At 35.6% G+C, this 25709-nt stretch carries 19 protein-coding genes; 10 read left to right on the plus strand and 9 right to left on the minus strand.

Going from position 1 to position 25709, the window contains the following annotated elements:
• Positions 1-378 precede the first annotated feature (378 nt).
• The 3 genes from NQ163_RS07805 to NQ163_RS07815 all read left to right on the plus strand — a co-directional run bounded on the left by NQ163_RS07805 (position 379) and on the right by NQ163_RS07815 (position 2145).
• Positions 379-861: a hypothetical protein gene (locus NQ163_RS07805; protein ID WP_268189749.1), complete on the plus strand. Its 483-nt coding sequence runs from the start codon at positions 379-381 to the stop codon at positions 859-861.
• A gap of 34 nt (positions 862-895) precedes the next feature.
• Complete coding sequence (locus tag NQ163_RS07810) at positions 896-1399, plus strand: hypothetical protein (protein WP_268189750.1); 504 nt, start codon at positions 896-898, stop codon at positions 1397-1399.
• A gap of 134 nt (positions 1400-1533) precedes the next feature.
• A complete protein-coding gene (locus NQ163_RS07815) occupies positions 1534-2145 on the plus strand; it encodes a hypothetical protein (protein WP_268189751.1) in 612 nt (203 codons plus the stop codon).
• Between the two features lie 359 nt (positions 2146-2504).
• Here NQ163_RS07815 and NQ163_RS07820 read toward each other — a convergent pair whose 3' ends face one another.
• The 4 genes from NQ163_RS07820 to NQ163_RS07835 all read right to left on the minus strand — a co-directional run bounded on the left by NQ163_RS07820 (position 2505) and on the right by NQ163_RS07835 (position 9679).
• Positions 2505-4280: a chloride channel protein gene (locus NQ163_RS07820; RefSeq protein WP_120238786.1), complete on the minus strand. Its 1776-nt coding sequence runs from the start codon at positions 4278-4280 to the stop codon at positions 2505-2507.
• 356 nt (positions 4281-4636) lie between these two features.
• Positions 4637-5647: a formimidoylglutamase gene (hutG, locus tag NQ163_RS07825; protein WP_268189752.1), complete on the minus strand. Its 1011-nt coding sequence runs from the start codon at positions 5645-5647 to the stop codon at positions 4637-4639.
• A 137-nt stretch (positions 5648-5784) separates the two neighbouring features.
• Positions 5785-7560: a chloride channel protein gene (locus NQ163_RS07830; protein ID WP_268189753.1), complete on the minus strand. Its 1776-nt coding sequence runs from the start codon at positions 7558-7560 to the stop codon at positions 5785-5787.
• A gap of 343 nt (positions 7561-7903) precedes the next feature.
• Positions 7904-9679 (minus strand): chloride channel protein, encoded by a 1776-nt coding sequence (locus NQ163_RS07835; RefSeq protein ID WP_268189754.1) that lies wholly within the window; start codon positions 9677-9679, stop codon positions 7904-7906.
• A 342-nt stretch (positions 9680-10021) separates the two neighbouring features.
• Between NQ163_RS07835 and NQ163_RS07840 the strand changes: the two genes are divergently transcribed.
• From NQ163_RS07840 to NQ163_RS07865, 6 genes are all read left to right on the plus strand, one after another.
• Positions 10022-10969, plus strand: a complete 948-nt coding sequence (locus NQ163_RS07840; protein WP_268189756.1) for an NAD(P)H-dependent flavin oxidoreductase — start codon at positions 10022-10024, stop codon at positions 10967-10969.
• Entirely contained in the window at positions 10970-12208 is a 1239-nt protein-coding gene (locus NQ163_RS07845) for a M16 family metallopeptidase (protein ID WP_268189758.1), read from the plus strand.
• 2 nt (positions 12209-12210) lie between these two features.
• A complete protein-coding gene (locus NQ163_RS07850; RefSeq protein ID WP_268189759.1) occupies positions 12211-13515 on the plus strand; it encodes a M16 family metallopeptidase in 1305 nt (434 codons plus the stop codon).
• A gap of 195 nt (positions 13516-13710) precedes the next feature.
• Positions 13711-15966, plus strand: coding sequence for a RelA/SpoT family protein (locus NQ163_RS07855; RefSeq protein ID WP_268189761.1), 2256 nt, complete (start codon positions 13711-13713; stop codon positions 15964-15966).
• A 100-nt stretch (positions 15967-16066) separates the two neighbouring features.
• A complete protein-coding gene (locus NQ163_RS07860; protein WP_054714678.1) occupies positions 16067-16525 on the plus strand; it encodes a Fur family transcriptional regulator in 459 nt (152 codons plus the stop codon).
• Positions 16526-16772: 247 nt separating this feature from the next.
• Positions 16773-18044 carry an adenylosuccinate synthase gene (locus tag NQ163_RS07865; RefSeq protein ID WP_120238775.1) on the plus strand — a complete coding sequence of 424 codons (1272 nt, stop codon included), beginning with the start codon at positions 16773-16775 and terminating at the stop codon, positions 18042-18044.
• 78 nt (positions 18045-18122) lie between these two features.
• On the opposite strand, the gene NQ163_RS07870 is transcribed toward NQ163_RS07865, so the two are convergent.
• From NQ163_RS07870 to NQ163_RS07890, 5 genes are all read right to left on the minus strand, one after another.
• Complete coding sequence (locus tag NQ163_RS07870; protein ID WP_268189763.1) at positions 18123-18629, minus strand: DUF6515 family protein; 507 nt, start codon at positions 18627-18629, stop codon at positions 18123-18125.
• Between the two features lie 67 nt (positions 18630-18696).
• Positions 18697-19326: a hypothetical protein gene (locus NQ163_RS07875; protein WP_268189764.1), complete on the minus strand. Its 630-nt coding sequence runs from the start codon at positions 19324-19326 to the stop codon at positions 18697-18699.
• A 207-nt stretch (positions 19327-19533) separates the two neighbouring features.
• Positions 19534-20898 (minus strand): MFS transporter, encoded by a 1365-nt coding sequence (locus NQ163_RS07880; protein WP_268189765.1) that lies wholly within the window; start codon positions 20896-20898, stop codon positions 19534-19536.
• A gap of 106 nt (positions 20899-21004) precedes the next feature.
• A complete protein-coding gene (locus tag NQ163_RS07885) occupies positions 21005-22444 on the minus strand; it encodes an MFS transporter (RefSeq protein WP_268189766.1) in 1440 nt (479 codons plus the stop codon).
• 262 nt (positions 22445-22706) lie between these two features.
• The gene (locus NQ163_RS07890; RefSeq protein WP_268189768.1) at positions 22707-24092 is read right to left on the minus strand and encodes an MFS transporter; all 1386 of its coding nucleotides are present in this window, start codon (positions 24090-24092) and stop codon (positions 22707-22709) included.
• Between the two features lie 171 nt (positions 24093-24263).
• On the opposite strand from NQ163_RS07890, the gene NQ163_RS07895 reads away from it, so the two are divergent.
• Complete coding sequence (locus NQ163_RS07895; RefSeq protein WP_268189769.1) at positions 24264-25682, plus strand: nicotinate phosphoribosyltransferase; 1419 nt, start codon at positions 24264-24266, stop codon at positions 25680-25682.
• The last annotated feature ends 27 nt before the right edge of the window (positions 25683-25709 follow it).

The following is a 25709-nucleotide window of genomic DNA, read 5'->3' on the forward strand; positions in this document are numbered from 1 at the left end:
TGTTTTGTTAGTGTTTTAAAGGGTCAAAAATCCCATGTTTACTAAATTTTATTCCCCCTTGAAAAGATGATGCACCGCAAGATTAATATCATTTATCCTCTCCTTAAAGTGCAGGTTCAAAATTAGACAAATCGGTATATTAAAAAAATTATTTTGTGCTTATTTAAATCCTAAATAAACTTTTCTAGAACATACACTTAAAAGCTGTTAGTTATTATATCCATCATTCCTGGTTATCAAATATCAGGTAAAACCAATTACTCAACCAGAAAGAAACCTACAAAATCTAATAAAAGCACTATATTTTTTTTACTATTCAGCTTTATTGTAAATTTATGATTGTGAATTTTTATACCCTAACACATAAATACAACGCAAATGGAAATTGTTGAAACCAACCCAAAACAAAGACCTGGACTATTAACCGCCTTGTGCATCCTCACATTCATAGGGAGTGGTTTTGGCGTATTAAATAATATCATGGGAATGATAATGTCGCCAATAAAGAACTTTTTCGATCCAGATTTTTTTGAAATGGCATTAGAAGAAGTACAGGAAGAACCAGCACGCAAGTTTATTGAACAGGCTTTAGAAATTGGTCAAAGAGCTTTGGAGAACATTTTCGAGATTTCTCTCACACAATTTATACTGTATGCTGCTAGTTTAACAGGTGCTATTTTAATGTTCCAACTTAAAAAAGCAGGATTCTATATTTATACAATTGCCCAGGTTCTGCTTTTATTTGTTCCTGCGATATTCGTTGGCTTTAATTTATTTATAAACATCGGTATTTTATTCTCAAGTGTTTTTACCATTCTTTTTATTGCTCTTTACGCAATTAACCTAAAAAAAATGAACTAAATAATATTACTCATCCTACAAAAACCTTTTAATTATGGAAGAAAATGTAACAACTATCGAAATGCCTAAAAAACGACCTACATTCTTAACTGTATTGTGTATTCTATCGTTTATTGGTAGTGGATTCCTATTAGGAAGCAACATTTATCAGTATTTCATGTTCGATTCAACATATGCTAAACAAATGGAGATGTTGGAAACGCAACAAGAGGCATTATCGGATGCTGGTGTTGAGTCTGGATTTGCATACAATAGTATTCAAAATGGAATTGTAACTCTTGAAAAAACATCACAAAACCTTGGTTTAATTTCAGGTGCCAATATTCTATTTGCTTTACTAAGTTTACTAGGTGTATTCTTAATGTTTAAAATGAGCAAAAATGGTTTTTACTTGTATACTTTTGCAAATTTATTCTGGCTGCTTGTTCCTCTTGCCTTAATTGATTTTGAAGCTACCATGATGAATACCGCGGTATTAGGTTTCTTTACCATTGTGTTTATTATCATGTACGCAGTCAATTTAAAACACATGAAATAAATTATAGTTTCATATAAACTTCTTAAGCTGCTTCATTTTGGAGCAGCTTTTTTAATACTTTTTAAAATATTTTAACTCTCAGCAAACACAGATGTTTTGTAATTTTATGGGGCGAAACCATTAGTCCTTTTATCATGAAGAGCATAAACAAAATTTTATTTTCAATTGGTATTTTGCTACTTACTTGTAATGCCTTTGGACAAAATACCGAAAACGAAAACTTACCTAAAAAAGACATTAAAGTAAACAAAGAATACGACGAAGATGGAAATCTAATTCGCTATGATTCAAGCTATGTTTATTCCTGGTCATCAGATAGCACGAAGCAGTTTTTTAATGATTCGGCATTTTTTAACAAAATGGACATGAATAGAATGCACAAACAAATGCAGGAACAACTGAGTCGTTTCTTTGGTCCGGATAGCTTGAGACTAAAAAATAACAAACATCCATTCTTTTCTGATGATTTTTTTAATGATGATTTCTTTGGTGATGATTTTTTCGATTCAAAGATGTTTCGCAGAAACTTTCATCAGGCTGATTCGAGTCGAAATGATTTTTTTAAAGAACTGGAAGAGATGATGAAAAACAGAAGACAATTCAGACAGGAATACAATAGCAAAATGCAAAGAGAACTGGATTCGTTAAGAAATGATTTCCTGGAGCAAAGACGAGAATACTATCAGAAAAGAGATTCAATATATCGCAAACACAATGGAATGCATAACAATCCAATAGATTTGTAATGCTATCCGTATTTATTATACCCTTTAGATAGCAATCTATCGGTATTAATACCTTTCAAACACAGCCTGGCAATTCATTTTGTCAGGCATTTTTAATTGATATTCACAATCCAAGTGAGATTATCAATATTATAATGATTCCACATGATGCATACTGATAATTCCACTCAAAGTGGGAACATCAGGAAACTGAATTCTCCTAAAAACATGAAGAATAAAATATCTAATTGACGCTGATCTTTACGATTTTATATGATTGATTATGATCTGGTTCATTAAATACATTCAAAGTCACCAAAAGTTTACTATTCCCAAATCATAAATAATCATGATAATCTGCGTCTTATTGTTAGTTTGATTTAATCCGCAGTAATCTTCACCAAATGCTGACGATAAGCCGAGAACAACTTCGACTTGGAAACAAAACCTATGTACTTTCCTTCATCAATCACAGGTAAATTCCAAGCACCGGTTTCCGTAAATTTCTTTAATACCACCTCCATAGGATCTTTATAGGAAATAGAAGCTGGTGGCATAATCATCACATTACTTATTGGTGTATTGTACATCTCTTTGTCAAACATGATCTCCCGAACATCATCCAGTAACACAACACCAATAAGGTAGCCCTCTTCGGTTAGCACCGGATAGATATTCCTTTTCGATTTCGAAATTACTTGAATTAAATCCTCAAGGGTAGCATTCTCGTTAATACTCTTTAAGTCCTTCTCAATTACCTTTGACAGCTGCATGAAGGTAAGTACTGCCCTATCCTTATTGTGAGTGATCAACTCCCCTTTCCTGGCCAACTGAGTTGTCACAATCGACTCTTTTTGCAAACTCTTTACCGTGATAAATGATATGGTAGTTGACAGCATCAAAGGAACAATTAATTCGTAACCACTGGTAATTTCGGCAATCAGGAAAATCCCCGTTAAGGGTGCTTGTAATACCCCACCCAAAACACTTGCCATTCCAACTAAAGTAAAATTGTTGGCATCCAATGGTTCGCCCAGCTGAAAATGATTGTATAAATAAACAAATACAAAGCCCAACATGGCACCGGTAAATACCGAAGGAGCAAAAATTCCTCCAATACCACCAGCCCCCAAAGTAATTGAGGTAGCAATTACTTTTAGAAACACCATGGCTCCAACAAAAATTACCACCATATACCAAACATCGGTGTAATTCTCGAATAAACTCGAACGAAACACTTCATCTAACCTGCCTCCAATAAGCGCTTTTACCGTATTGTAACCCTCACCATAAAGAGCAGGAAAATAGAAAATTAAAACTCCCAATGCCAATCCGCCAATTAGCATTCGGTGGCGCAACAACTTTATGGCTTCAAATTTATTTTCGATCCACAGAAACATACGCGTAAAATAAACCGATACAAAACCCGACAAGATCCCCAATAAAATGAAAAATGGAATATCTCTTGCCGCAAATGGTGTATTAATGGCAAATTCAATCAGAATCTCCTCATCTAAAAACAACTTTGTAGTAATTGCACCACTTACCGATGCCATTAAAAGTGGTATTAACGAAAAGCGTGAAAGATCGATTAATAAAACTTCAAGGGCAAAAACAATGGCTGCAATGGGTGTATTAAAAATTGCAGCAATGGCACCCGAAGCACCACATGCCAACATTACCGTTATTTCTTTATAATTCAGATGAAAATTACGAGCCATATTGGAACCTATGGCTGCTCCCGAAGAAATGATAGGTGACTCCAGTCCGATACTCCCACCAAAACCTGCAGTAATAATGGAACCAATTACCGAAGAATAGGTTTTATGGAACTTTACAATGCTATTTCGCTTGGATATGGCCTGTAGAATGGCCGTAATATTGTGCTTGATAAAATCACGAATAATGAATTTTTTAAACAACAATGTCAAGCCCACTCCTATCATGGGATACAAGAAAAACAAGTAATTCTGATAAGCCCAATCAATCCCCTCCAATAAAAACTCTCTTCCACGATAAACTGCCGTTTTCAATATCAAAGCGGTCATGCCAGAGGCAACTCCAACAAATACACTTAATATTAACATGAAGTTTTGATTGTTGATATGTTTTAATCGCCAAATTAAAAATCGGCGCCAGCGGGTTGTTCTTGCCATAGGGTTAAATTGGGTTATAGCTCCTAATTTAACCATTTGAGTGGTAATATGAAAGAGAGATAAGAAATCCTCCTAAAATTTTGAACTGTTACATTTTTACTAGTAACTACAGTGATTCTATATCAGGTTTACTTATTTCAAAGTTGCCCCTTACAATAACATTTCCTTCATTAAATGATGAAAGAACAAAAGGACAATCTTTCGAGCTTCCATTAAATGATGAAAGAGTAAAAGGACAACCTTTTAAGCTTTCATTAAATGATAATGCATCAAAATATCATTTTGCTTTTATCAAATGATAATTACTTAATATTAAAAAATAAGAGGCTATTTTAAAAACTAGCCTCTTCTAATTCCTAACAAACACAATCCGAAGCAGAGCCAAACTCAACTACCGAGTTGATGACAGCAAAAATGATAATTGCAGCCAATTTTGAGGTACGATTGTCTTCATCAAATCGAGGCGAAACTTCGGCAATATCGAAACTAATCACTTTGCCCGATTGAATTACAGTTTTTATCAGTTTCACTATAATTTCGGGATGCAAACCAAAGGGCTGAGGTGCACTTACCCCTGGTGCATAGGCCGATGATATTACATCCGAACAAAGAGTCATATATATCTTTCTTTGCTTCTTGGTAAATCGAACAATGTCCTGTCCCACGGCAAACATGCTGTCATTGGAGATGTCCTTCGCCATTAGGTATTTTACGCCCAAATCATCAGCTTTTTTAAACAAACTCACCGTATTGCCATATTGTTGGATACCAGCAACCATATATCGAAAATCTTTTCCATTCTCACTACAGCGATCAGCAATCTGTGCAAACATGGTTCCCGAACTTGCACCCTTTTGATACGGACGCATATCGAAATGAGCATCCAAATTAAATATTCCCAGCTCCTGATTCTCTTGCTCTGCCAAATATCTTTCAATTCCCAAATAATGTCCATAGGCTATTTCGTGTCCTCCACCTAAAATCAATGGAAACAGTCCCATTTTTAGCATTTTGTACACAGCTTCGGATAATATACTTTGTACCTCTTCCAATTCTACTCCATTGCTAACGATATTACCGCAATCGTAAATACTAGTGCCTTGCGGAAATGAGCAAGGCAGGTTTGCCATTTCTTTTCGGATACTGTTGGGAGCCTTTGAGGTTCCTTTTCTTCCAAGGTTTCTTTGCACTCCTTTATCGCAACAAAAACCCAATAAACCAAAGCCTTTTAAAGTTCTATCCTGCGAATCAAGTAAATCTATGGGTTTTACAATCTGATGCCAACGAAAGGCATCGTAATCCTCCTCATCATCAATCCTTCCTTTCCAGATTTCAGGATCGATTGTTTTGTAATGTTTGTTGTTCATGATTAATAGTTTATTGCTGCAAAGATAAGTAATATCAAAGTCCAAAAATCAAATTCCAAACTCCAAATCATAAGAAAAAAGCTCACTCGTAACCGAGCAAGCTTTTATCTAACCTAAACTAATCTAAAATAAAACTATTATTCATCTGAAAAGTGCACCAAAACCCTTCGGTAAACGTTGAAGATCTTGGCTTTGGATACAAATCCCAAATATTTTTCGTCCTGCGTAACCGGAAGATTCCAGGCTCCTGTTTCTTCAAATCTCCTCATCACTTTTTCCATAGGAGCATTGGCATCTAAAATTGCAGGTGGCATGATCATTAAATTTCTTACATACGTTTCATCGTACATCTCTGGATTAAACATGATATGTCGAATATCATCCAAAAGAACAATTCCCAATAGCTTATCATCCTCATCAACCACAGGGAAAATATTTCTTTGTGAGTGCGAAATAATTTTCACCAACTCCCCTAATGTGGCATCAGGACTTACCTTTTTCAAGTCAGTCTCGATTACCTTGCCCAACTTCATTAAAGTAAGAACAGCTTTATCCTTATTGTGAGTAATCAGCTCCCCACGTTTGGCCAAACGTTTGGTGTAGATTGAATGTGGTTCAAAATACATGATGGTTAAATAAGCAATTGTTGCGGTAACCATGATAGGAATGAACAATTCGTATCCTCCGGTAATTTCAACAATCAGGAATATTGCAGTTAATGGAGCATGCATTACACCAGCCATCATTCCTGCCATCCCTATTAAGGTAAAATTGCTTTCGGACAATTTCACAAAATTAAAGCCGTTAATAAATCGGGCTACAAAAAAACCTGAAACTCCACCAAGAAATAGCGAAGGTGCAAATATACCTCCAACACCACCACTACCTGTGGTAACCGTTGATGCAATTACTTTAAATCCTAAAATCAGCACAACATATCCCAACAACAACCAATAGTTATCTTTTAAAAAATAGAAGATACCGTTGTTTACCAAATGGGTGTGATTTCCATCTAACAAAGCTTGAATTGTAGTATAACCTTCACCATATAAAGGAGGAAATAAAAAGATCAGAATGCCCAATAGGATTCCTCCTACCATCATTTTTCGATAGCAATTGGTAATTCGATCAAACTGCCCTTCCAAATACATTGAAAATCGAGTAAAATAAAGCGAAACCAATCCGGCAAACACGCCCAAAAGAATGTAATATGGAAAGTTACCAATTACGAAAGGCTCTGTTACATCATAGGAAAGCAAAACACCTTTTCCCATAAAGAAATAAGCAATACTAGCTCCTGTAATTGATGAAATCAATAGTGGAATTAAGGAAGCCATGGTCAAATCCAACATCAATACCTCCAAGGTGAATACCATTCCGGCCATTGGTGCTTTAAAGATTCCTCCGATTGCTCCTGCTGCTCCACACCCAACCATTAGCGTAATGATTTTCTGATTCATGTGGAACATTCTTCCAAGATTGGAACCAATTGATGCACCAGTTAATACTACCGGAGCCTCTGCTCCTACCGATCCACCAAAACCAATGGTTAAAGTACTTGCCAGTACCGAGGAATAGTTATTATGTGATTTTATGAGTGAATTCTTTTTCGAAATGGCATATAATATTCTTGATACCCCATGACCAATGTTATCCTTTACAAAGAATTTTACGAACAGTACAGTTAGTAATATACCCACGGCAGGATATGCCAAATACAACAAGTTGGCAGACTCCACATGCAATCGATGAGTTAGAAAATGGTGTGTAAAATGGATTGTATTTTTGAGTACAAGCGCAGCCAAACCACTCACTACTCCCACCAAAAAACTCAAAATTAAAACAAACTGTCTTTCCTTAATGTTTTTTACTCTCCAAATTAAAAATCGAGAAAGCAAACTTTTATTCTTCATTGCTCCGAATCAAGATTATCTTATTCAACTTACATAAATTAAAAAAGGTCGGATGGCTGCAGAAGTCAGGCGGCCTTTGAGATGAATACATAAAAAAGTTTAGCAACTTACAAAAAAAGATGTACTCATCTGATTCTCTTATCTGTTATACAAATCTTTTGCATTAACAAATCTGAAAAAGTGACTGCAAAAGTAATAGATAATTGGTAAGGATACCCCCTTTTCTCAAGATTTTTTAAAAAGTTTTCAAATAGACAAATAACACACTGAAATAGAGCTAGAATCAATAAAACGATTGCGTATTTGATAATAAATTTTGAATCATTTTACCTTTCTTTATTATCTAATCTTCCGAGAAGTGCTTCAGCATTCGGCGATAAGTTGAGAATATTTGAGCACGAGAAACACAACCACAATATTTGCCATCTTTCAAAACCACCAAATTGAACTTATCGGAATATTGATATTTTCTGGCGACATCAGCCATCGATTCATCATGCTGAATGACTACTTGTGGTACAACCATTAAATCACGAACAAAAACACTATCATATTTTTCTGGTTGGAACATGATTTCACGAATATCATCCAATTTTACAATTCCCTCAAAATTGTTTTCATCATCAATTACAATAAAGATGTTACGTTGTGCTTTTGCTATAATTTTCACCAAATCGCCAAGAGTAGCTTCTGAATTGATGGTACTAAAATTCTTTTCAATCAACTTGGTAACTCGCATAAGCGAAAGCACATTCTTATCCTTATCGTGAGTCATTAGCTCTTTTCGTTTTGCCAGCTGAATGGTATAAACCGAATGAGGCTCAAAAGTTTTAACCGTAGCATAAGAAATGGTTGCCGTAATCATTAAGGGAACAAAAAGCTGATAACCTCCTGAAATATCTGCAATCAAGAAAAGCCCTGTTAAAGGAGCATGCAAAACTCCGGCAATCATTCCTGCCATTCCTATCAAGGCAAAGTTATTTACCGGCAAATCCCTTAATCCAAAATACCCTACTACTTTTGCAAACAGTACTCCCGAGTTTACGCCCATAAACAAAGTTGGTGCAAAAATACCACCTACGCCACCGGCTCCAAAGGTGATTGATGCTGCAATAACTTTAAAGAATATGACCATTGCCATTAAAGCAACAAATACCCAAAAGTTATCTTGCAAGGCATAGAAAAAGGAATTGTTGTAGAGATACGAATAATCGCCCGAAAGACATGCATTTATTGCATGATAGCCTTCTCCGAACAATGATGGAAAAAAGAAAATAATTACCCCAAGAAACAATGCTCCAAACAATAACTTTTTATAAACATTATCTATTTTTTCAAAAACACCATGAATAAACATGTATGATTTTGTAAAATAAGTAGCAACCAAGCCCGTAAAAACTCCCAATAAAATATAATAAGGTAAATCCCTCATTTCAAAACCATTTTCAACTTCGAATGGATATAAAACATCCATCCCCAAAAAGAAATAAGATGTTAAAACTGCCGAAGCTGAAGCTAATAAAAGTGGCACCAAAGACCACATGGTAAGATCCAACATGATAACTTCCATCGCAAAAACTATGGCAGCAATCGGAGCTTTAAAAATAGCAGCCATAGCTCCGGCACATGCACAACCCAATAACAAAGTAATTTGCTTATAGTTTAAATGAAACAACCTACCAATATTCGATCCTAATGCTGCACCTGTTGCAACAGTGGGTCCCTCTAGTCCAACCGATCCACCAAATCCTACTGTAAATGCTGAGGTAATAATGGAGGAAAACATATTGTGGCGATTAATTTGTCCATTGGTCTTGGAAATACTGTATAGAACATTTGGTATTCCATGTCGAACCGGACGTCGAATCACAAACTTGATGAATAAAACAGCAACTGTAATACCTATGGTAGGATAAATTACATAAAGGATGTTCTGGTACTGGTCTGACGAATTGTTTTGCAACAACTCACTGATAAAGTGTACCGAGTTTTTAATAATTACTGCTGCAATACCAGAGGTTATGCCGATAAGCACCGCCATAAAAGAGATAAATTGACGATCGCTCACATGCTTTAAGCGCCAAACTAAAAAACGTCCTAATAATGATTTTTTCTTCACTCAATAAATTTATAAAACCAAGCAAAACTACTTGATTGATAATGGTTAATCCCCCTAAATGTTTTCGAGCATAAAAAAAGTAATATTGATTGTAAGAAACAAGAACCTTTGCACAATTCGAACCCAATATTTAATCAGAATTCAATATCTATAATTATTCTAAAGAATAAATGTATAAAAACCTTCATTACCAATACTGATATGCTCAAAATCATACTTCAACATCTTATTCTTATCAAGAATTTTTCTAAATTTGCAATCGAACAATTCATCTAATAAGGCACAAGAAAAATACAATGCTCTTGTGTCTTTTTTGCTTGTATACTAATAGAATATAATATAATGACAAATAGAATTACATCTCTTTTTGGAATAGAATTCCCTCTTGTGCAAGGAGGAATGGTATGGTGTTCGGGTTGGAAATTGGCTTCAGCAGTAAGTAATGCTGGCGGTCTAGGTTTAATTGGTGCGGGATCAATGCACCCCGAAACTTTCAAAGAACACATTCAAAAAGCAAAAGCTGCTACTTCTAAACCTTTTGGTGTTAATGTTCCATTATTATATCCTGAAATGGATAAAATCATGAACATTATTATTGAGGAAGAAGTGAAAATTGTTTTCACATCGGCAGGAAGTCCTAAAAAATGGACGCCATTTTTAAAAGAGCATGGAATTACAGTTGTTCATGTTGTATCAAGCGCATTCTTTGCAAAAAAATGCGAAGACGCTGGAGTTGATGCTATTGTTGCTGAAGGCTTTGAAGCCGGAGGACACAATGGTAGAGAAGAAACAACTACGATGACACTAATCCCTTCGGTTAGAAAAGCAACTACTCTTCCAGTAATAGCAGCCGGTGGAATTGGATCGGGACAAAGCATGTTGGCAGCAATGGTTCTAGGTGCCGATGGTGTACAAATGGGAACTCGTTTTGCTGTAGCTGAAGAATCTTCAGCGCATATTGATTTTAAAAAATCAGTTATTGAACTGGGTGAAGGGGGAACAAAATTGGCCCTTAAAAAACTGGCTCCAACCCGCCTGGTTAAAAATCAATTCTTTGAGCAAGTTAATGATGCTGAATGCAGAGGTGCATCGCAGGAAGAAATGAGAGAGCTTCTAGGAAAAGGACGTGCCAAAAAAGGCATGTTTGAAGGAAACCTTGAAGAGGGAGAATTGGAAATTGGACAAGTTTCGGCCTTGATATCCAAAATCCAATCGGTAAAAGAAATTGTGAGTGAGATAAAATCCGAATACAAGGAAGCATTAACTGGCTTAGCCAAATTCAATATCTAAATGATAGAATTCGATAAATTTACACTTGAAAATGGATTAAGAGTAATTGTTCATCGGGATGAAACAACTCCGATGGCTGCTGTTAACCTTTTATACAATATTGGTTCAAAAGATGAAGCTCCTGAACGCACGGGTTTTGCTCATTTATTTGAGCATTTGATGTTTGGTGGATCTGTAAACATTCCCAATTACGATGAGCCTTTGCAATTGGTTGGCGGAGACAACAATGCATGGACAAGCAACGATGTAACCAACTATTATCTTACAGTTCCAAAAGACAATCTGGAAACTGCATTTTGGTTGGAATCAGACAGAATGCTGAGTTTGGCTTTTAGCGAGAAAAGCCTGGAGGTTCAACGAAATGTTGTAATTGAAGAGTTTAAACAAAGATATTTTAACCAACCTTACGGTGATGTTTGGTTGCATTTACGCCCATTGGCATACAAAAAACATCCATATCAATGGTCGACAATTGGAAAATCGATTGAGCAGATTGAAACCGTACAACTGGATGAAGTCAAAGCATTTTTCTTTAAGCATTATGCGCCAAACAATGCAATACTTGTGGTGTCGGGTAATGTAGAAACCGAGAATGTAAAGCGCTTGGCAGAAAAATGGTTCGGACCAATTGAACGTCGGGAAATTGCCGAGCGAAACCTCCCTACAGAACCCAAACAAAATGAATTGAGAACTTTACATTTAGAACGCAATGTTCCGTTCGATGCAATTTATATGGCTTTCCACATGGGTAAAAGAACCGATGATGAGTTCTACTCTACCGATTTGACTTCTGATGTTTTATCAAATGGTCAATCATCAAGAATTTTTCAGAAGCTGATAAAAGAACGTAACTTGTTCTCTTCTATTGATGCCTACCTTACCGGTGATTTTGAACCTGGACTTTTCCTGGTAACTGGAAAATTAAGCGAAGGAGTTTCTTTTGAAACAGCCGAGGCTGCTATTTGGGAAGAATTAAATAAAATTGCCACAGAAAAGATTACTGATTACGAATTACAAAAGGTTAAAAACAAGATTGAATCGAGCCTGGTATTTTCAGAAATCAGCTACTTAAACAAAGCCATGAATCTTGCCACACACGAACTACTTGGCGATGCGAATGAGATCAACACCGAGGTAGAGAAATATCGTAAAGTAAGCATTGATGATATATTAAACACATCAGCAAAGCTTTTTAGAAAAGAGAATTGTTCGATTTTATATTATCACGCAAAAAAATAGGAATGGAAAAATTATATAGAAACACTGCTCCTGAATTCAAAACTGTTGATAGTATAGAGATTCTTGGAGATATAAAATATACCCTGAGCAATAATATTCCGGTACATGTAATTAATGGAGGGAGTCAGGAAGTATTAAAAATAGAATTCATTTTTGATGCTGGAATATGGTATCAAAACTCACCTCTCGTAGCAAGTATGGCCAACAGTATGCTTAACGAGGGAACCAGCAAGTACAATGCTGCTGAAATTGCAGAAAAGTTCGACTTTTATGGAGCCTACATTGGTTTTTCTGCAGCCAAACACGACGCGAGTGTTTGTTTGTACACCTTGAATAAATACCTTTCTCAAACGCTTGAAATAACCGAAAACCTGATTAAGGATTCCATTTTCCCGCAAAAGGAATTTGAAACCATTCTTTTGAATAAGAAACAACGTTTTCAGATTGAGCATCAAAAAACAAATGTCCTTGCAAAAGATGAGTTCAGTAGTTTAATCTATGGAAAACAACATCCTTACTCGAATATTTTCGATGAATCGGAGTTCGACAAATTAGATATCAATACCGTTAAGGAATTCTACAAAACACATTACACTCCGAATAACTGTAAAATTATCATTGCAGGCAAAGTTGATCAATCTGTTATCGATAAACTGGAAGAGCTGTTTGGAAAGAAAGCTTGGCCTAAAAAGGATAATTTGATTCATGCAAAACACGAAATCCAATCATCAGAAGAGAACAAAAGCTTTGTATGTAAGGATGATGCCGTTCAGGCTTGCATTCGCATAGGTCGACCTATTTTCAACAAAACGCATAAAGATTACACTACACTGCATCTTTTCAATTTAATTCTTGGAGGATATTTTGGTTCACGCCTTATGCAAAACATCCGTGAAGATAAAGGTTATACATATGGAATTAATTCCATTATTATTTCTCATTTAAAAGGAGGACACTTTGTAATTGTTACCGAAGTTGGAAGTGATGTTTGCAAAGCGGCAATTGATGAAATCCATAAAGAAATTAAAAGATTAAGAGAAGAGTTGGTATCAGATGAAGAGTTGAATCTGGTGAAAAATTACATTTCTGGCGAAATGCTACGCAATCTTGACAGTCCCTTTGCTCTTTCTGAAAGTTTGAAAGGCAACTTGCCTTTTGGATTAGATAACTCTTACTATCAAAACTTTATAAAAGAATTGAAAAGGGTTGACGCTGAAAAAATCAAAACTCTGGCAAATACTTATTTTCAAGAAGAAGATCTTAAACTAGTTGTTTGTGGTCCAGATAATTGCAAAAATTCAATCTAAAAACGCTTAGTTTTTAACAAACCGATTAAATCATAGGATAAATTATCAGCAATCTTGCTTAAAATCCATTTTAAAGACGATTTGTATAGAAAATAGTACAATTTTAAGCTTAGCAAAGCATTAAATAATAGTTAGATTTCGCTACATTTAGAGATTACAACTAAAATTAACAAAGAAGAGAACTCAAGTTTATTTATGAACGTTGAAACCGAAAAAGATAAACAATTAGTACTTGATGCTTATGAAGCTCTTTTAAAAGACTGCAAAAGAAGTCATGCTGAAGAGAGTCGTAAGATGATTGAGAAGGCTTTCCAATTTGCCTGGAAAGCCCACAGAGGTGTGCGAAGAAAATCAGGAGAACCATATATATTACATCCAATTGAAGTTGCTCATATTGCTGCCAAAGAAATGGGTCTTGGCACAAAATCAATTGTTGCAGCTTTGCTTCACGATGTGGTTGAAGATACAGATTATACCGTTGAAGATATTGAAAATCTATTTGGCGAGAAAGTATCTCAAATCGTTGATGGACTAACCAAAATCAAAGGTGTTTTTGATCAGAAAACATCAATGCAAGCGGAAAACTTCAGAAAAATGCTTCTCACCTTATCAGATGATTTACGTGTAATTCTGATAAAAATGGCTGATCGCCTGCACAACATGCGAACCTTAAGTTCCATGCCATTGCGCAAGCAAATGAAGATTGCTGGTGAAACTCTTTTTCTTTTTGCTCCATTGGCTCATCGTATGGGCCTATACACAATAAAAACAGAGCTTGAGAATCTAAGTTTAAAGTATGAGCATCCTGATGATTACAACTTAATTGATGAGAAGATAAAAGAGCAGGAAGCCAAACAAGCTAAGCTTATTGAGCGAATTATTGCGCCTATTGAAGTAAAACTGCAAGACAATAACATCCGCTGCTCCATAAAAAACCGTCCTCGTTCCATTTATTCCATTTGGACCAAAATGCAAACTCAGAATGTTAGCGTAGAGGAAATTTATGACTTGCTTTCGGTTCGTGTTGTTTTTAAGCCTGAAGAAGGCATTCCTGAAAAAAACCAATGTTGGAATATTTACTCTCTAATCACCGATATCTACAAACCAAAACCAGAGCGAATAAGAGACTGGGTTAGTACCCCTAAAGCAAATGGTTACGAAGCATTGCATGTAACTGCCATGGGACCGCAAGGAAATTGGGTAGAATTTCAGATTAGAACAGAAAGAATGGATGATATTGCAGAAAAAGGCTTTGCAGTTCATTCAAAATACAATATTAATGGTTCCGGCGAATCGGAACTTGATAAATGGCTAAAGGATGTAAGAGAAATTCTTGATAATCCTGAAGCCGATGCAATGGCATTTTTAGATGAATTTAAACTGAACCTGTTCTCACAGGAAATTCAGGTTTTTACACCTAAAGGTCATATTAAAACCTTACCTAAAAATGCTACCACGCTGGATTTTGCCTATGAAATTCATACAGACATTGGCAACCAATGCATTGGTGCTAAAGTAAATCACCGCTTGGTTCCTCTTAGTCATGTACTTAAAAGTGGCGATCAGGTGGAAATCCTTACCTCCGAAAAACAATCTCCAAAACATGAGTGGACCGAATTTGTTGTTACAGCAAAAGCCAAATCGAAAATAAAGTCCGCTTTTAAGAAAGAGAGAAAAGAATATACCAGCAAGGGTGCCAGAATGGTAGAAGATCAACTTTTAGAGGTTGGACTTCAGCTAAATGCTAAAGCCTTGCGAAAAATGCTTGAACATTATAAACTATCTGGCAAGGAAGAGTTATTCTATAAAATTGGTATGGGTAAAATCGATATCAATGAAATAGAAGCTATTGTTCGCAAAAAATCGCGCAGCAAATTCATTAAATATTGGCGACTTAATTTTTTTGGTGATAGTGACAAAGAGGAAGCCGAAGAAGAAACCACAAGCGAAACAGTTGAAGACCAGAAGCCAACCATTGATAAAAAGAAGACTTTTATGCTTAATGAAATGGCTGCCAATGAGTCCTACAAAATTGCCACTTGCTGTAAGCCTATTCCAGGTGACGAGGTTCTTGGTTATTTAGATATGGCCAACAACGTAACCATTCACAAACGAAAATGTCCAAATGCCTTAAAACTGATGTCAAGTCAGGGAGATCGAATCTTAGCAGCCGACTGGACCAGTCATAGGTTAATGTCTTTCCTTGCTGTTATTGAGCTTTCAGGCATTGATAAAATTGGAATTGTGAACGAGGTAACCAATATTATCTCAAAAGATCATGACGTAAATATGAGGTCTCTTCACTTCGAAAGTCACGATGGCGTTTTCGAAGGACTGATTCACCTTTACGTTCACAATACGGAAGACCTTAACAATCTTATCGTGAAGCTTATCAAGATCAAAGGCCTTGATAACGTGAAACGTATCGAAAATATTGAAGAATATTCCTAGATAAAATTTATTCTAAATAAGGTTTTAATTCTAAAAAAAATTACTATTTTAGACCATTATTTTAAATTAGATTAGATAACACCTAGGTTATTTTTAAGATATGAGCAACGAGGACACCAAAGAAATTGTGAAGAAGATGTTTACCGAATATCTTCAGAAAAAGGGACATCGAAAAACCCCTGAAAGATATGCTATTTTAGATGAGATTTACTCACGTGAAGGGCATTTCGATATCGAGTCTCTTTACATATTTATGAAAAACAAAAATTATCGTGTAAGTAGAGCAACTCTTTATAATACTATAGATTTGCTTCTTGATTGCAAATTGGTAATCAAGCATCAATTTGGTAAAAATATTGCTCAATTCGAAAAGGCTTACGATAGCAACAAACACGATCACTTAATTTGCACTCGTTGTGGAAAAGTATTAGAATTCTGCGACACAAGACTGGATGATGTAAGAAGAAACGTATCGGACGATATGGATTTCAAGGTTTCGCACCACTCATTATACATCTATGGAACTTGTCAGGAATGTAGAAAACTAGAAAACAACTAAATTTATCAACAATCATATTTCCCTAAAAACCTCTTAAAAACAAGAGGTTTTTTTGTACCTGCACATTTTATCAACAAGCTGAATTTTCTTCAAAGCAATATCAAAATAATTACTACCTTTGACTGTTAAAACTTGTAACCATCCTTCAAGATTTAACATCAAATCCGAACCGTTTTATAAATCCGAAAAAATAACAATTCGGTCCGGTAAATTAGATTATAAGATTTAAATCAAATTATTAGACAAGATGAAAGTTGATGTGCTTTTAGGCCTCCAGTGGGGAGATGAAGGTAAAGGAAAAGTTGTGGATGTACTGACCCCAAAGTACGATTTAATTACCCGTTTTCAGGGTGGACCAAATGCAGGACATACCTTAGAATTTAACGAGATAAAACACGTTTTACACACTATTCCTTCTGGTATTTTCCGCGATGATAAAATCAATGTAATTGGTAATGGTGTTGTTATTGATCCTGTAATCTTTAAAAAGGAGATTGAAGGAATTAAAGGATTGGGTATTGATTTGTCTAAATCATTATTCATTTCTAAAAAAGCACATTTAATTTTACCATCTCACAGAATTCTTGATGCTGCTTCGGAAGCTGCCAAAGGAAAATCGAAAATTGGTTCTACTCTTAAAGGTATTGGCCCAACTTATATGGACAAAACTGGTAGAAACGGTTTAAGAGTTGGTGATATTAACAGTAATTTTAAAGAAAAATACGATCTTTTAGTTGCTAAGCACCGTCAGATGCTTGATAAATTCTACGAGTTCGACTATGATATTTCTGAGTACGAAGCTGAATGGTTCGAAGGAATTAAAGTTCTTAGCGAATTCCAACACATCGATAGCGAACAATTCCTAAACGATGCATTAAAAGAAAACAAATCAATTCTTGCGGAAGGTGCTCAAGGTACTCTATTGGATATTGATTTTGGTTCATACCCATTCGTAACATCTTCGAACACTGTTTGTGCTGGTGCTTGTACTGGTTTAGGTGTTGCTCCTAACAGAATTGGTAATGTTATTGGTATTTTTAAAGCTTATTGTACTCGTGTAGGTATGGGACCATTCCCTACTGAATTGTTCGATGAAGATGGACAAAAATTAAGAGACAATGGTAATGAGTACGGCTCTACTACAGGTCGTCCAAGACGTTGTGGTTGGTTAGATTTAGTATCATTGAAGTATTCTATCATGATTAATGGCGTTACTGAATTAACCATGATGAAATCAGATGTTATGGATGATTTTGAAAGTGTTAAAATCTGTACTTCATACAAAGTAAATGGTCAGGAAGTAGCACACGTTCCTTACGAAATGACTGAGGATATTGAGCCAGTTTACACTGAATTTAAAGGATGGAAAACTGATATGACTTCAATGACTCATGAAAATGAATTCCCGGAAGAATTTAATGCGTATATTGATTTCATTGAGAAAGAAACAGGAGTTCCTGTAAAAGTTGTTTCGGTAGGTCCTAACCGAGCACAAACAATCGACAGAATGATTGACTAAGATCAACATATATTATATAGAAAATCCCGCTATTAAGCGGGATTTTTTTTCATACTGCACGTACAACCTGGAATACTCTTACGCCATTTTTAAAATAACGCGTTTGTAATACACTCCATCGACCACATAAAATGTTCTACCATTTTTCGTAATCAATTTGTACCCATTTGGCAAATTGTCTACTTGTATGCCAACAGGAGGCGTAACAATTTCATACCTTTTTCCTAACGCAATGTAATAGGTGCCGTAATGGTAAAAATAGTTACGATCATTTAAAACAATTCGAACGTGCTTTGCCGGTAGCACCTTAACCCTAATTCCTACCGGTGCAGCAACAATCTTGTATCCCCGGGTTGATTTTTTATAATAAATTCCATTTGCATGATAAAACACTCCTTTGCCATACTTTATTCTTTTGGCGGAATTCACATACAAAACATGTGTTCCTTTTGCAGGATATCGTTTGTATCTTTTATGCTTTACTACTAATTTTTTGTAAGTTCGCTTAGCCTGTACCTTACCAGGAATAAGCATACCACCCGATAAAAGGAATACAACAGCTAATAGTTTCACCAAATTCCTCATTCTTTTACATTTTGAATTCTTCCACAAATCGATTCAACAATAAATCCCGGGCGATATGAATTCTGACCTATTTATTTACCAAATAATTGCTTCGCTTTTTAAACTGCTCATTTGTTAGGTTTACACTAAAGCTTCCATTACTGATATCCTTGTATTCACTTGTCTTCACAAATTTCAACTTACCAGTGCCTTTTAGAAAAATTCGCCCTTCAAAACTTCCGTATAATACGTTGTTTTCAAATCCAGTTAATGTGAGTTTAATTTTGTCTTTTTTCACATTGCCCTGATATTCACAAACACCTGTCTCATTACAAAAACTTCTTTCTCTTTGCACTTCCTGCTCATTATACCAGGATACATAACCCGATTCATCAAATTCACCACAAACCACATGGGGAAACTTAATATCATGCAAGTCTACTCCTTGAACTCCAATACTAATTTCTTCTGCAGTATCCATACAATCACTGTCTGCAATTAAACCTGTCAGGTAGATTGTTTTATCTTCTCGATTCCAAACACCCTCACAATTTTTCATTTCAACGCAGCAATTGTCATTCCCTAAAAACTGCATACTAATCTGATTATCGTTTTTTTGATCTAACGTTTTGGTATTTATCCTTGCTGTATTCGATACAGTAGAACATGAAACAAATAAGAACAAGGCTATTCCAGCATAAATTAGTCGTACTTTCATAAGGCAATTTTTTATTTTACAGATGCATCTTTAATAAAAAGGTTGCGAGTAGTTTTAAGTTTTGTCTATTAATAAAACGATAAAATAGAACATTACCCTACTAAAAAAATATGATTTCTTTATCATATTTTATTCAAAACGCTAAGTTTTAAGCACAAAAAAAGCTGCCAAATTATTGACAGCTTTGTTTTCTATATTGAAATATCTCTATTTACTATTCGAAGGCAACTCTAAACCGTATCCTGATACTTTATCCTCTCGCTTTAACAACAAGGCAAAGATAAATCCAACAATCCCAAGACCAGAAAACATGATCATTGTGTAAGTATAATCTAAGCTTTCCGTCCCTACGGGATTAGTACCATCCAAAATCATTCCTGCTAAAATTGGGAAAGCCCAGAGACCTAAATTCTGCACTGAAAACATGAAACCATATGCAGAACCAATTCTCTTTTCATCAATCATTTTAGCAACAGAAGGCCACATAGCTGCAGGCACTAACGAGAATGCCAAGCCCAAAATCACCATCATAACATATGGAGTAACTGTGGTAAATGCAAAAGTAAGATGCACAATTGTTAATATTAAGGACCCATATATCATCAAGGATGCTGCTTTCCCATACTTGTCAACAAAGAATCCAAAAATAGGAGTAAACAACATGGTTCCTAGCGGCATCATAGCTGCAATATCACCACTTTGGATTTCGGTTAAACCAAACTTGTTTTTAAAGAAATCTGCCGAAAATGCAAAAAATGGAAACACTGCTGAATAAAAGGTCAAACACAAAAGTGTAACAAAAATAAATGATCGATTTGTAATCAACTTTCCAAGATCTGAAAACTTAAATGGATCTGATTTAGATTCAAGTGTACTTTTCTCAACTTGCTTATCCAACTTCAGGTCGAACATCATATAAATCAAAAATACAAGAAGTGCTGTAGTTACAAAGAAAGCTGCAAACCATGTTGCCACTGTCCACCCAGCTTCAGCATTAATCAATCTAGGTGAAAGCATTAATGCCAACATAGAACCTGTTCTTGCCAAACCTAGTTTTACACCAAATGCCAAAGCCAGCTCTTTTCCTTTGAACCATTTTACAATGATTTTACTAATTACAACAATACTGGTTTCTGCTCCTAAACCAAATAGGAATCGCCCCAATAACATCATTTTTAATTCTGGTGAATATCCAGGCATAAAAGAAGACATGAAAGCGTAGCCTAAACCTTCATTACGGTACATATCACTGGCTCCATAAGCAGTAAGCAAAGCTCCCAATGCCATAAATGCGATAAACATGAACCCAGTTCTACGAATGCCCAGTTTATCAAGAATTACTCCCCCAAAAACTGCCATTAGTAAAAAAACATTGGGTACTGAATATACCGAGACAAACAGACCAAAATCGGTACTATCGAATCCAAGCTCTCTGGTTAAGGTTGATTTTAATGGAGATAAAGCATCATAGAAATAATAGTTAGCTGCCAATACAAATCCAACAGTAAAGAGCATTGCCCATCGGGTAACAACGGAATCACGCAAGGAGGTTTTTAAAGCTTCTGTATTCATTAGTTTAGTGTTAGTTATATTAAGGCTTCGAAAATACAAAACTTTTCGACACCGCATAAAAAAAGCTGCCCGTTTGGACAGCTTTTGAAAGTATTTTTCAATTCAATTACTTCTGAATATTTGGCAATTCAAGACCGTAACCTTGCTTCTTGTCTTCCGCTTTCAATAGGAAACCAAAAATGGTAGCAAGAATCGTTAATCCTACAAAAATTAGCCAGGTTGAAGAATAATCGAACATTGGAATCTCACCAATTTCTCTTAATCCCTGAACTTTAGCAGAAATTTCGTTAGCAGGTACACCTTCTGCTCTGAAGTTTGCAATTGCAGTTTCAATTTTCTCGTTTACACCAGGGTTAGTCTTATCCAAAACAATTCCTAAAAGAATTGGAACCAACATTAGACCAATGTTCTGCACGTAGAAAATCAAAGCATAAGCCGATCCCAATTGTTTCTCTGGGATAATTTTTGGAACCGATGGCCACATTGCCGAAGGAACCAAAGAGAAAGCAATTCCTAAAAGAATTACAGCAGCAATAGCAACCCAAGTTGCAGTAAGCGCTGGTAAATAGAAGATGGTATGAACAATCACCAGTAATACAGCTCCCAAAATCATAATAGAAGCACCCTTACCTAACTTATCGTAAATAAAACCGAAAAGAGGTGTTAACAGGATGGTACCAAATGGCAAAATAGATGGAATATCACCTGCTGTTGAAGGATCGATACCAAACTTATTAACCATCAAACCTGATGAAAATTTATAGAATGGGAATACTGCTGAATAGAATAACAAACAAAGGATCGCAATATACCAGAAACCTTTACTCTTGATGATCAAACCAAGATCAGCAATTTTAAATGGTTCTTCTTCCTCAGCCTCATCCTCAATTTGCTTGTCTAATTTCACATCCATCACACAATAAACAATGAAAAGAATTAATGCAATACTTAAGGCAATAGTTCCTACCAATACCGTTGTAGGGATATCAAAAGCTTTTGCAATACGTGGAGATCCAAATAAAGCAAGGAATGAACCTAAACGAGCCAATGCCATTTCGGTACCCATAGCCAAAGCCATCTCTTTTCCTTTAAACCATTTTACAATGATTCTTGATACAGTAATACCAGCACCTTCGGCACCCACACAGAATACAGCAAAACCAGCTGCAGAAGTAAATACTCTGGCATCGATTCCAATGATTGTTGCTCCCACTTCATAATTGTGAGCAAATGCATAGTACTTAATAGTAGCACCAATAATCATCACCAAACCAGATCCTACTGCGGTAAATCTGATACCCATCTTATCAAGAATGATTCCAGCAAAAATCAGCATAAATGCAAATACATTCAAGTATCCCTGAGCTCCGGTAACAATTCCCCAATCGGTACCACTCCATCCGTAAGTACTTTGAATTTGAGTTTGAAGAGGAGAAAGCACCTCCATAAAGGTATATGCAATAAGCATAGTTACCGAAACGAGAATTAACACAAACCAACGGGCACCTGCGTTTTCTCTCAACGTCTTTTTAATAGCGTCTGTCATTATTAAAATTTTAGGGTTAAACTTTTATTAATCATTTTAGGAGCCCACTAAATTAAGATTAATGACTTAAAAAACAAATGACTGAATTCATACTAGAATAAAAGGCACAAAAAAAAGTCGCCTAATAGGCGACTTTTATAATATGTTTGATTGGTTCCGAAAGGGATTCAAATTCCCGGTAACTCCACTGTATTTGTAAGCAGGACTTATAGATCCATCGGTACTATTCCAATTTTTAATATTTAAGCAGAAATGATATAAATTATTTCTGAATGTTTGGAAGATCCAGACCGTATCCTTTCTTGCTGTCGATTGAACGTAGGAAGAAAGCAACAATAAGAGCTGCAATACCACAACCTACCATTAAAGTCATCGAATCGGTATAGTTTAAAGCTGCACCTTCTTCTAATCCCTGATTTGACTGATCCAATACATATCCTAATAACATAGGGAACAACATCAAACCAACATTCTGAATCATGAAGATCATTGCATAAGCAGAACCTAAACGAGATTCAGGGATAATTTTTGGTACTGATGGCCACATTGCAGCAGGAACGAATGAAAAGGCAAATCCCAAAACAACCATTGCAACAAATGCAAAAGCAGTATTTCCAGGTAAGTAAGCAAAAATTACGTGAGAGAAAATCAATAACAATGAGCCTAACATCATGATACTTGCTGACTTTCCTTTTTTATCCATATATGCACCAAACACAGGTGTCAACACCATGGTTCCAATTGGTAAAAGTCCTACAATCATACCTGAAAGTTCTTCTGCAAAACCATATTTCTGTACCATCAAATCCGGAGCAAACTTGGTAAATGGGAAAATTGCCGAGTAGAACAATACACAAAGTAGAGCAATCAAGACAAATCCAGGATTCTTGAACAACAAGAATACATCCGACACTTTAAATTCATCTTCCGAAGATTCCACTGAATCATCTGCAGCAACCTCAGCATCTAATTTTTTATCCATCATGTTATGTACGAAAAATGCCAACAAACCAATGATTAAAAGAATTACACCAAATGCCAATGGACGTGTAATGATTTTATCAGCACCAGTCATCCAAGGTGAAGCTGAGAATGCAATTAACATACCTCCACGAGCACAAGCCATCTCTAATCCCATTGCCAATGCCATTTCTTTTCCTTTAAACCATTTTACAATGATACGAGAAACAGTAATACCTGCAATTTCAACTCCTACTCCAAACAATGAATATCCGATCATAGCCATCTTTAGTGAAGGTGGGTATTTGGTTAAAAATGAATCTAAAAATGCATATCCAATACCTCCATTATTGAACGTATCAGTCATTGCATAATAGTTTAGGAATGCTCCAAGAATCATAACGCCAACAAAGAAGGTTCCCGTAAAGCGAATACCTGCTTTATCAAGAATGATACCTCCAAAAATAAGCATCAAACAGAATACATTTAATGCTGAATAAGATCCTGCAAATGTACCGTAAGCCGAATTCGACCAACCCATTTGATCTCTCAACATTCCTTGTAAAGGTGACATGATATCTGTAAAGAAATATCCTGTAAGCATCAAAAACGACACTGTAATCAAAACAAACCATCTGGCCGATTTAGAATCTCTAATAGATTCTTTTAATTGCGCAGTCATTACCATTTTTATAAGTTTTTGTTGTTTAATTTTTTAAAAGGCCGCTAATTTAGGATTAATACAGATAGTAACAAATGGTTATAAACATATTTAACTTATCTATATTGATTCCACATTTCAGGCTTATAAGGCAGATAATCCCTATATTTGAGGTGATTTTTATTTTAAATAAATCCGATGAACACATTAACGGAAAATGCAGGCTTATACACAGACTTTTATGAGCTGACAATGGCACAAGGCTACTTCCTAAGTGGCAAGAAACAAGAGCAAACTGTTTTCGATTACTATTACCGAACGAATCCATATAAAGGTGGATACCTTGTTTTTGCCGGCCTTTACGATCTTTTACAAATATTACAGAACTTCAGGTATGACGATAAAAACATCGAGTTTTTAAGGAAGTCTGGCTTACGAGAAGAGTTCTTAAATTATTTGAAGGATTTTAAATTCAACGCCACCATTTATAGTGTTCGCGAAGGTGAAATTGTATTTCCCAATGAACCAATCGTTCGTGTAGAAGGAAATATCATAGAAGCTCAGTTAATAGAAACCCTTCTGCTAAACTACTTGAACTTTCAATCGCTTATTGCAACCAAGGCATGTCGCATTAGAAATGTAATTGGAGAAAAAGCTTTCGCTGATTTTGGTTTGAGAAGAGCTCAAGGTTTAGGAGGAGTTCATGCTTCACGCGCAGCAGTAATTGGAGGTGCAGATTCCACATCCAATGTATACAGTGGATTCAATTACGATATTCCCGTATCAGGAACTCAAGCACATGCATGGGTACAAAGTTTCGATGATGAATTGGATGCTTTCAGAAAATATGCAGAAATAAATCCTACAAGCACGGTTCTTCTTGTAGATACTTACAATACATTAAAATCAGGTATTCCGAATGCAATAATTGTAGCTAAGGAATTAGAAGAGAAAGGAAATAAACTAATTGGCATTCGACTAGATAGCGGCGACTTGGCTTATTTGAGCAAAAAGGCCAGAAAAATGCTTGATGATGAAGGCTTAGGCTATGTTCAGATATTTGCTTCAAACCAATTAAACGAATACGTAATTAAAAGTTTGAACGAACAAGGCGCAAGAATCGATGGTTATGGCATTGGAACCGAACTGGTAACAGGAAAGGATACCGGTGCTTTGGATGGCGTGTACAAATTGGTTGAAAATAATGGAAATCCTCGATTGAAAATATCAGAGAATATTGAAAAGATTACAATCCCCGGAAGGAAGAAATTGATGAGATATTTCGATAAGGATGGGAAGTTTTTCAGAGATGGAATTTTACTTGCTAAGGAAGAAAATGCAGACAAAATTTACCACCCATTCCATAGAGACAAGAATACTGAGGTAAGCAATTATACAGTCGAAGAGTTAACTCAAAAAGTAATGGAAAATGGTGAAATTCTAATTGAAAGTAAAACTCCAGGCGAAATCAATGCATACCTAAAGCAGAGGTTTAATCAATTGCCTGACGAGCACAAGCGCTTTATCAGTCCGCATATATACAAGGTTGGAATATCTGAAAATTTGCTTGACCTGAGAGACAATATGCTTAAAAATATCAGAGAAAGAATAAAATAGATTTTATATCCAGTATCACTTTCAATA

The organism is Marinifilum sp. D737 (assembly GCF_026672275.1).
Lineage (GTDB): Bacteria > Bacteroidota > Bacteroidia > Bacteroidales > Marinifilaceae > Marinifilum.

Bases quoted from the DNA above. Each gene is read 5' to 3' on its own strand.
- NQ163_RS07830 (WP_268189753.1), bottom strand. From the start codon at position 7,560: ATGAAGAATAAAAGTTTGCTTTCTCGATTTTTAATTTGGAGAGTAAAA.
- NQ163_RS07895 (WP_268189769.1), top strand. From the start codon at position 24,264: ATGAACACATTAACGGAAAATGCAGGCTTATACACAGACTTTTATGAG.
- hutG (WP_268189752.1), bottom strand. From the start codon at position 5,647: ATGAACAACAAACATTACAAAACAATCGATCCTGAAATCTGGAAAGGA.
- NQ163_RS07875 (WP_268189764.1), bottom strand. From the start codon at position 19,326: ATGAAAGTACGACTAATTTATGCTGGAATAGCCTTGTTCTTATTTGTT.
- NQ163_RS07890 (WP_268189768.1), bottom strand. From the start codon at position 24,092: ATGGTAATGACTGCGCAATTAAAAGAATCTATTAGAGATTCTAAATCG.
- NQ163_RS07805 (WP_268189749.1), top strand. From the start codon at position 379: ATGGAAATTGTTGAAACCAACCCAAAACAAAGACCTGGACTATTAACC.
- NQ163_RS07810 (WP_268189750.1), top strand. From the start codon at position 896: ATGGAAGAAAATGTAACAACTATCGAAATGCCTAAAAAACGACCTACA.
- NQ163_RS07845 (WP_268189758.1), top strand. From the start codon at position 10,970: ATGATAGAATTCGATAAATTTACACTTGAAAATGGATTAAGAGTAATT.
- NQ163_RS07855 (WP_268189761.1), top strand. From the start codon at position 13,711: ATGAACGTTGAAACCGAAAAAGATAAACAATTAGTACTTGATGCTTAT.
- NQ163_RS07860 (WP_054714678.1), top strand. From the start codon at position 16,067: ATGAGCAACGAGGACACCAAAGAAATTGTGAAGAAGATGTTTACCGAA.
- NQ163_RS07880 (WP_268189765.1), bottom strand. From the start codon at position 20,898: ATGAATACAGAAGCTTTAAAAACCTCCTTGCGTGATTCCGTTGTTACC.
- NQ163_RS07865 (WP_120238775.1), top strand. From the start codon at position 16,773: ATGAAAGTTGATGTGCTTTTAGGCCTCCAGTGGGGAGATGAAGGTAAA.
- NQ163_RS07850 (WP_268189759.1), top strand. From the start codon at position 12,211: ATGGAAAAATTATATAGAAACACTGCTCCTGAATTCAAAACTGTTGAT.
- NQ163_RS07815 (WP_268189751.1), top strand. From the start codon at position 1,534: ATGAAGAGCATAAACAAAATTTTATTTTCAATTGGTATTTTGCTACTT.
- NQ163_RS07820 (WP_120238786.1), bottom strand. From the start codon at position 4,280: ATGGCAAGAACAACCCGCTGGCGCCGATTTTTAATTTGGCGATTAAAA.
- NQ163_RS07840 (WP_268189756.1), top strand. From the start codon at position 10,022: ATGACAAATAGAATTACATCTCTTTTTGGAATAGAATTCCCTCTTGTG.
- NQ163_RS07870 (WP_268189763.1), bottom strand. From the start codon at position 18,629: ATGAGGAATTTGGTGAAACTATTAGCTGTTGTATTCCTTTTATCGGGT.
- NQ163_RS07885 (WP_268189766.1), bottom strand. From the start codon at position 22,444: ATGACAGACGCTATTAAAAAGACGTTGAGAGAAAACGCAGGTGCCCGT.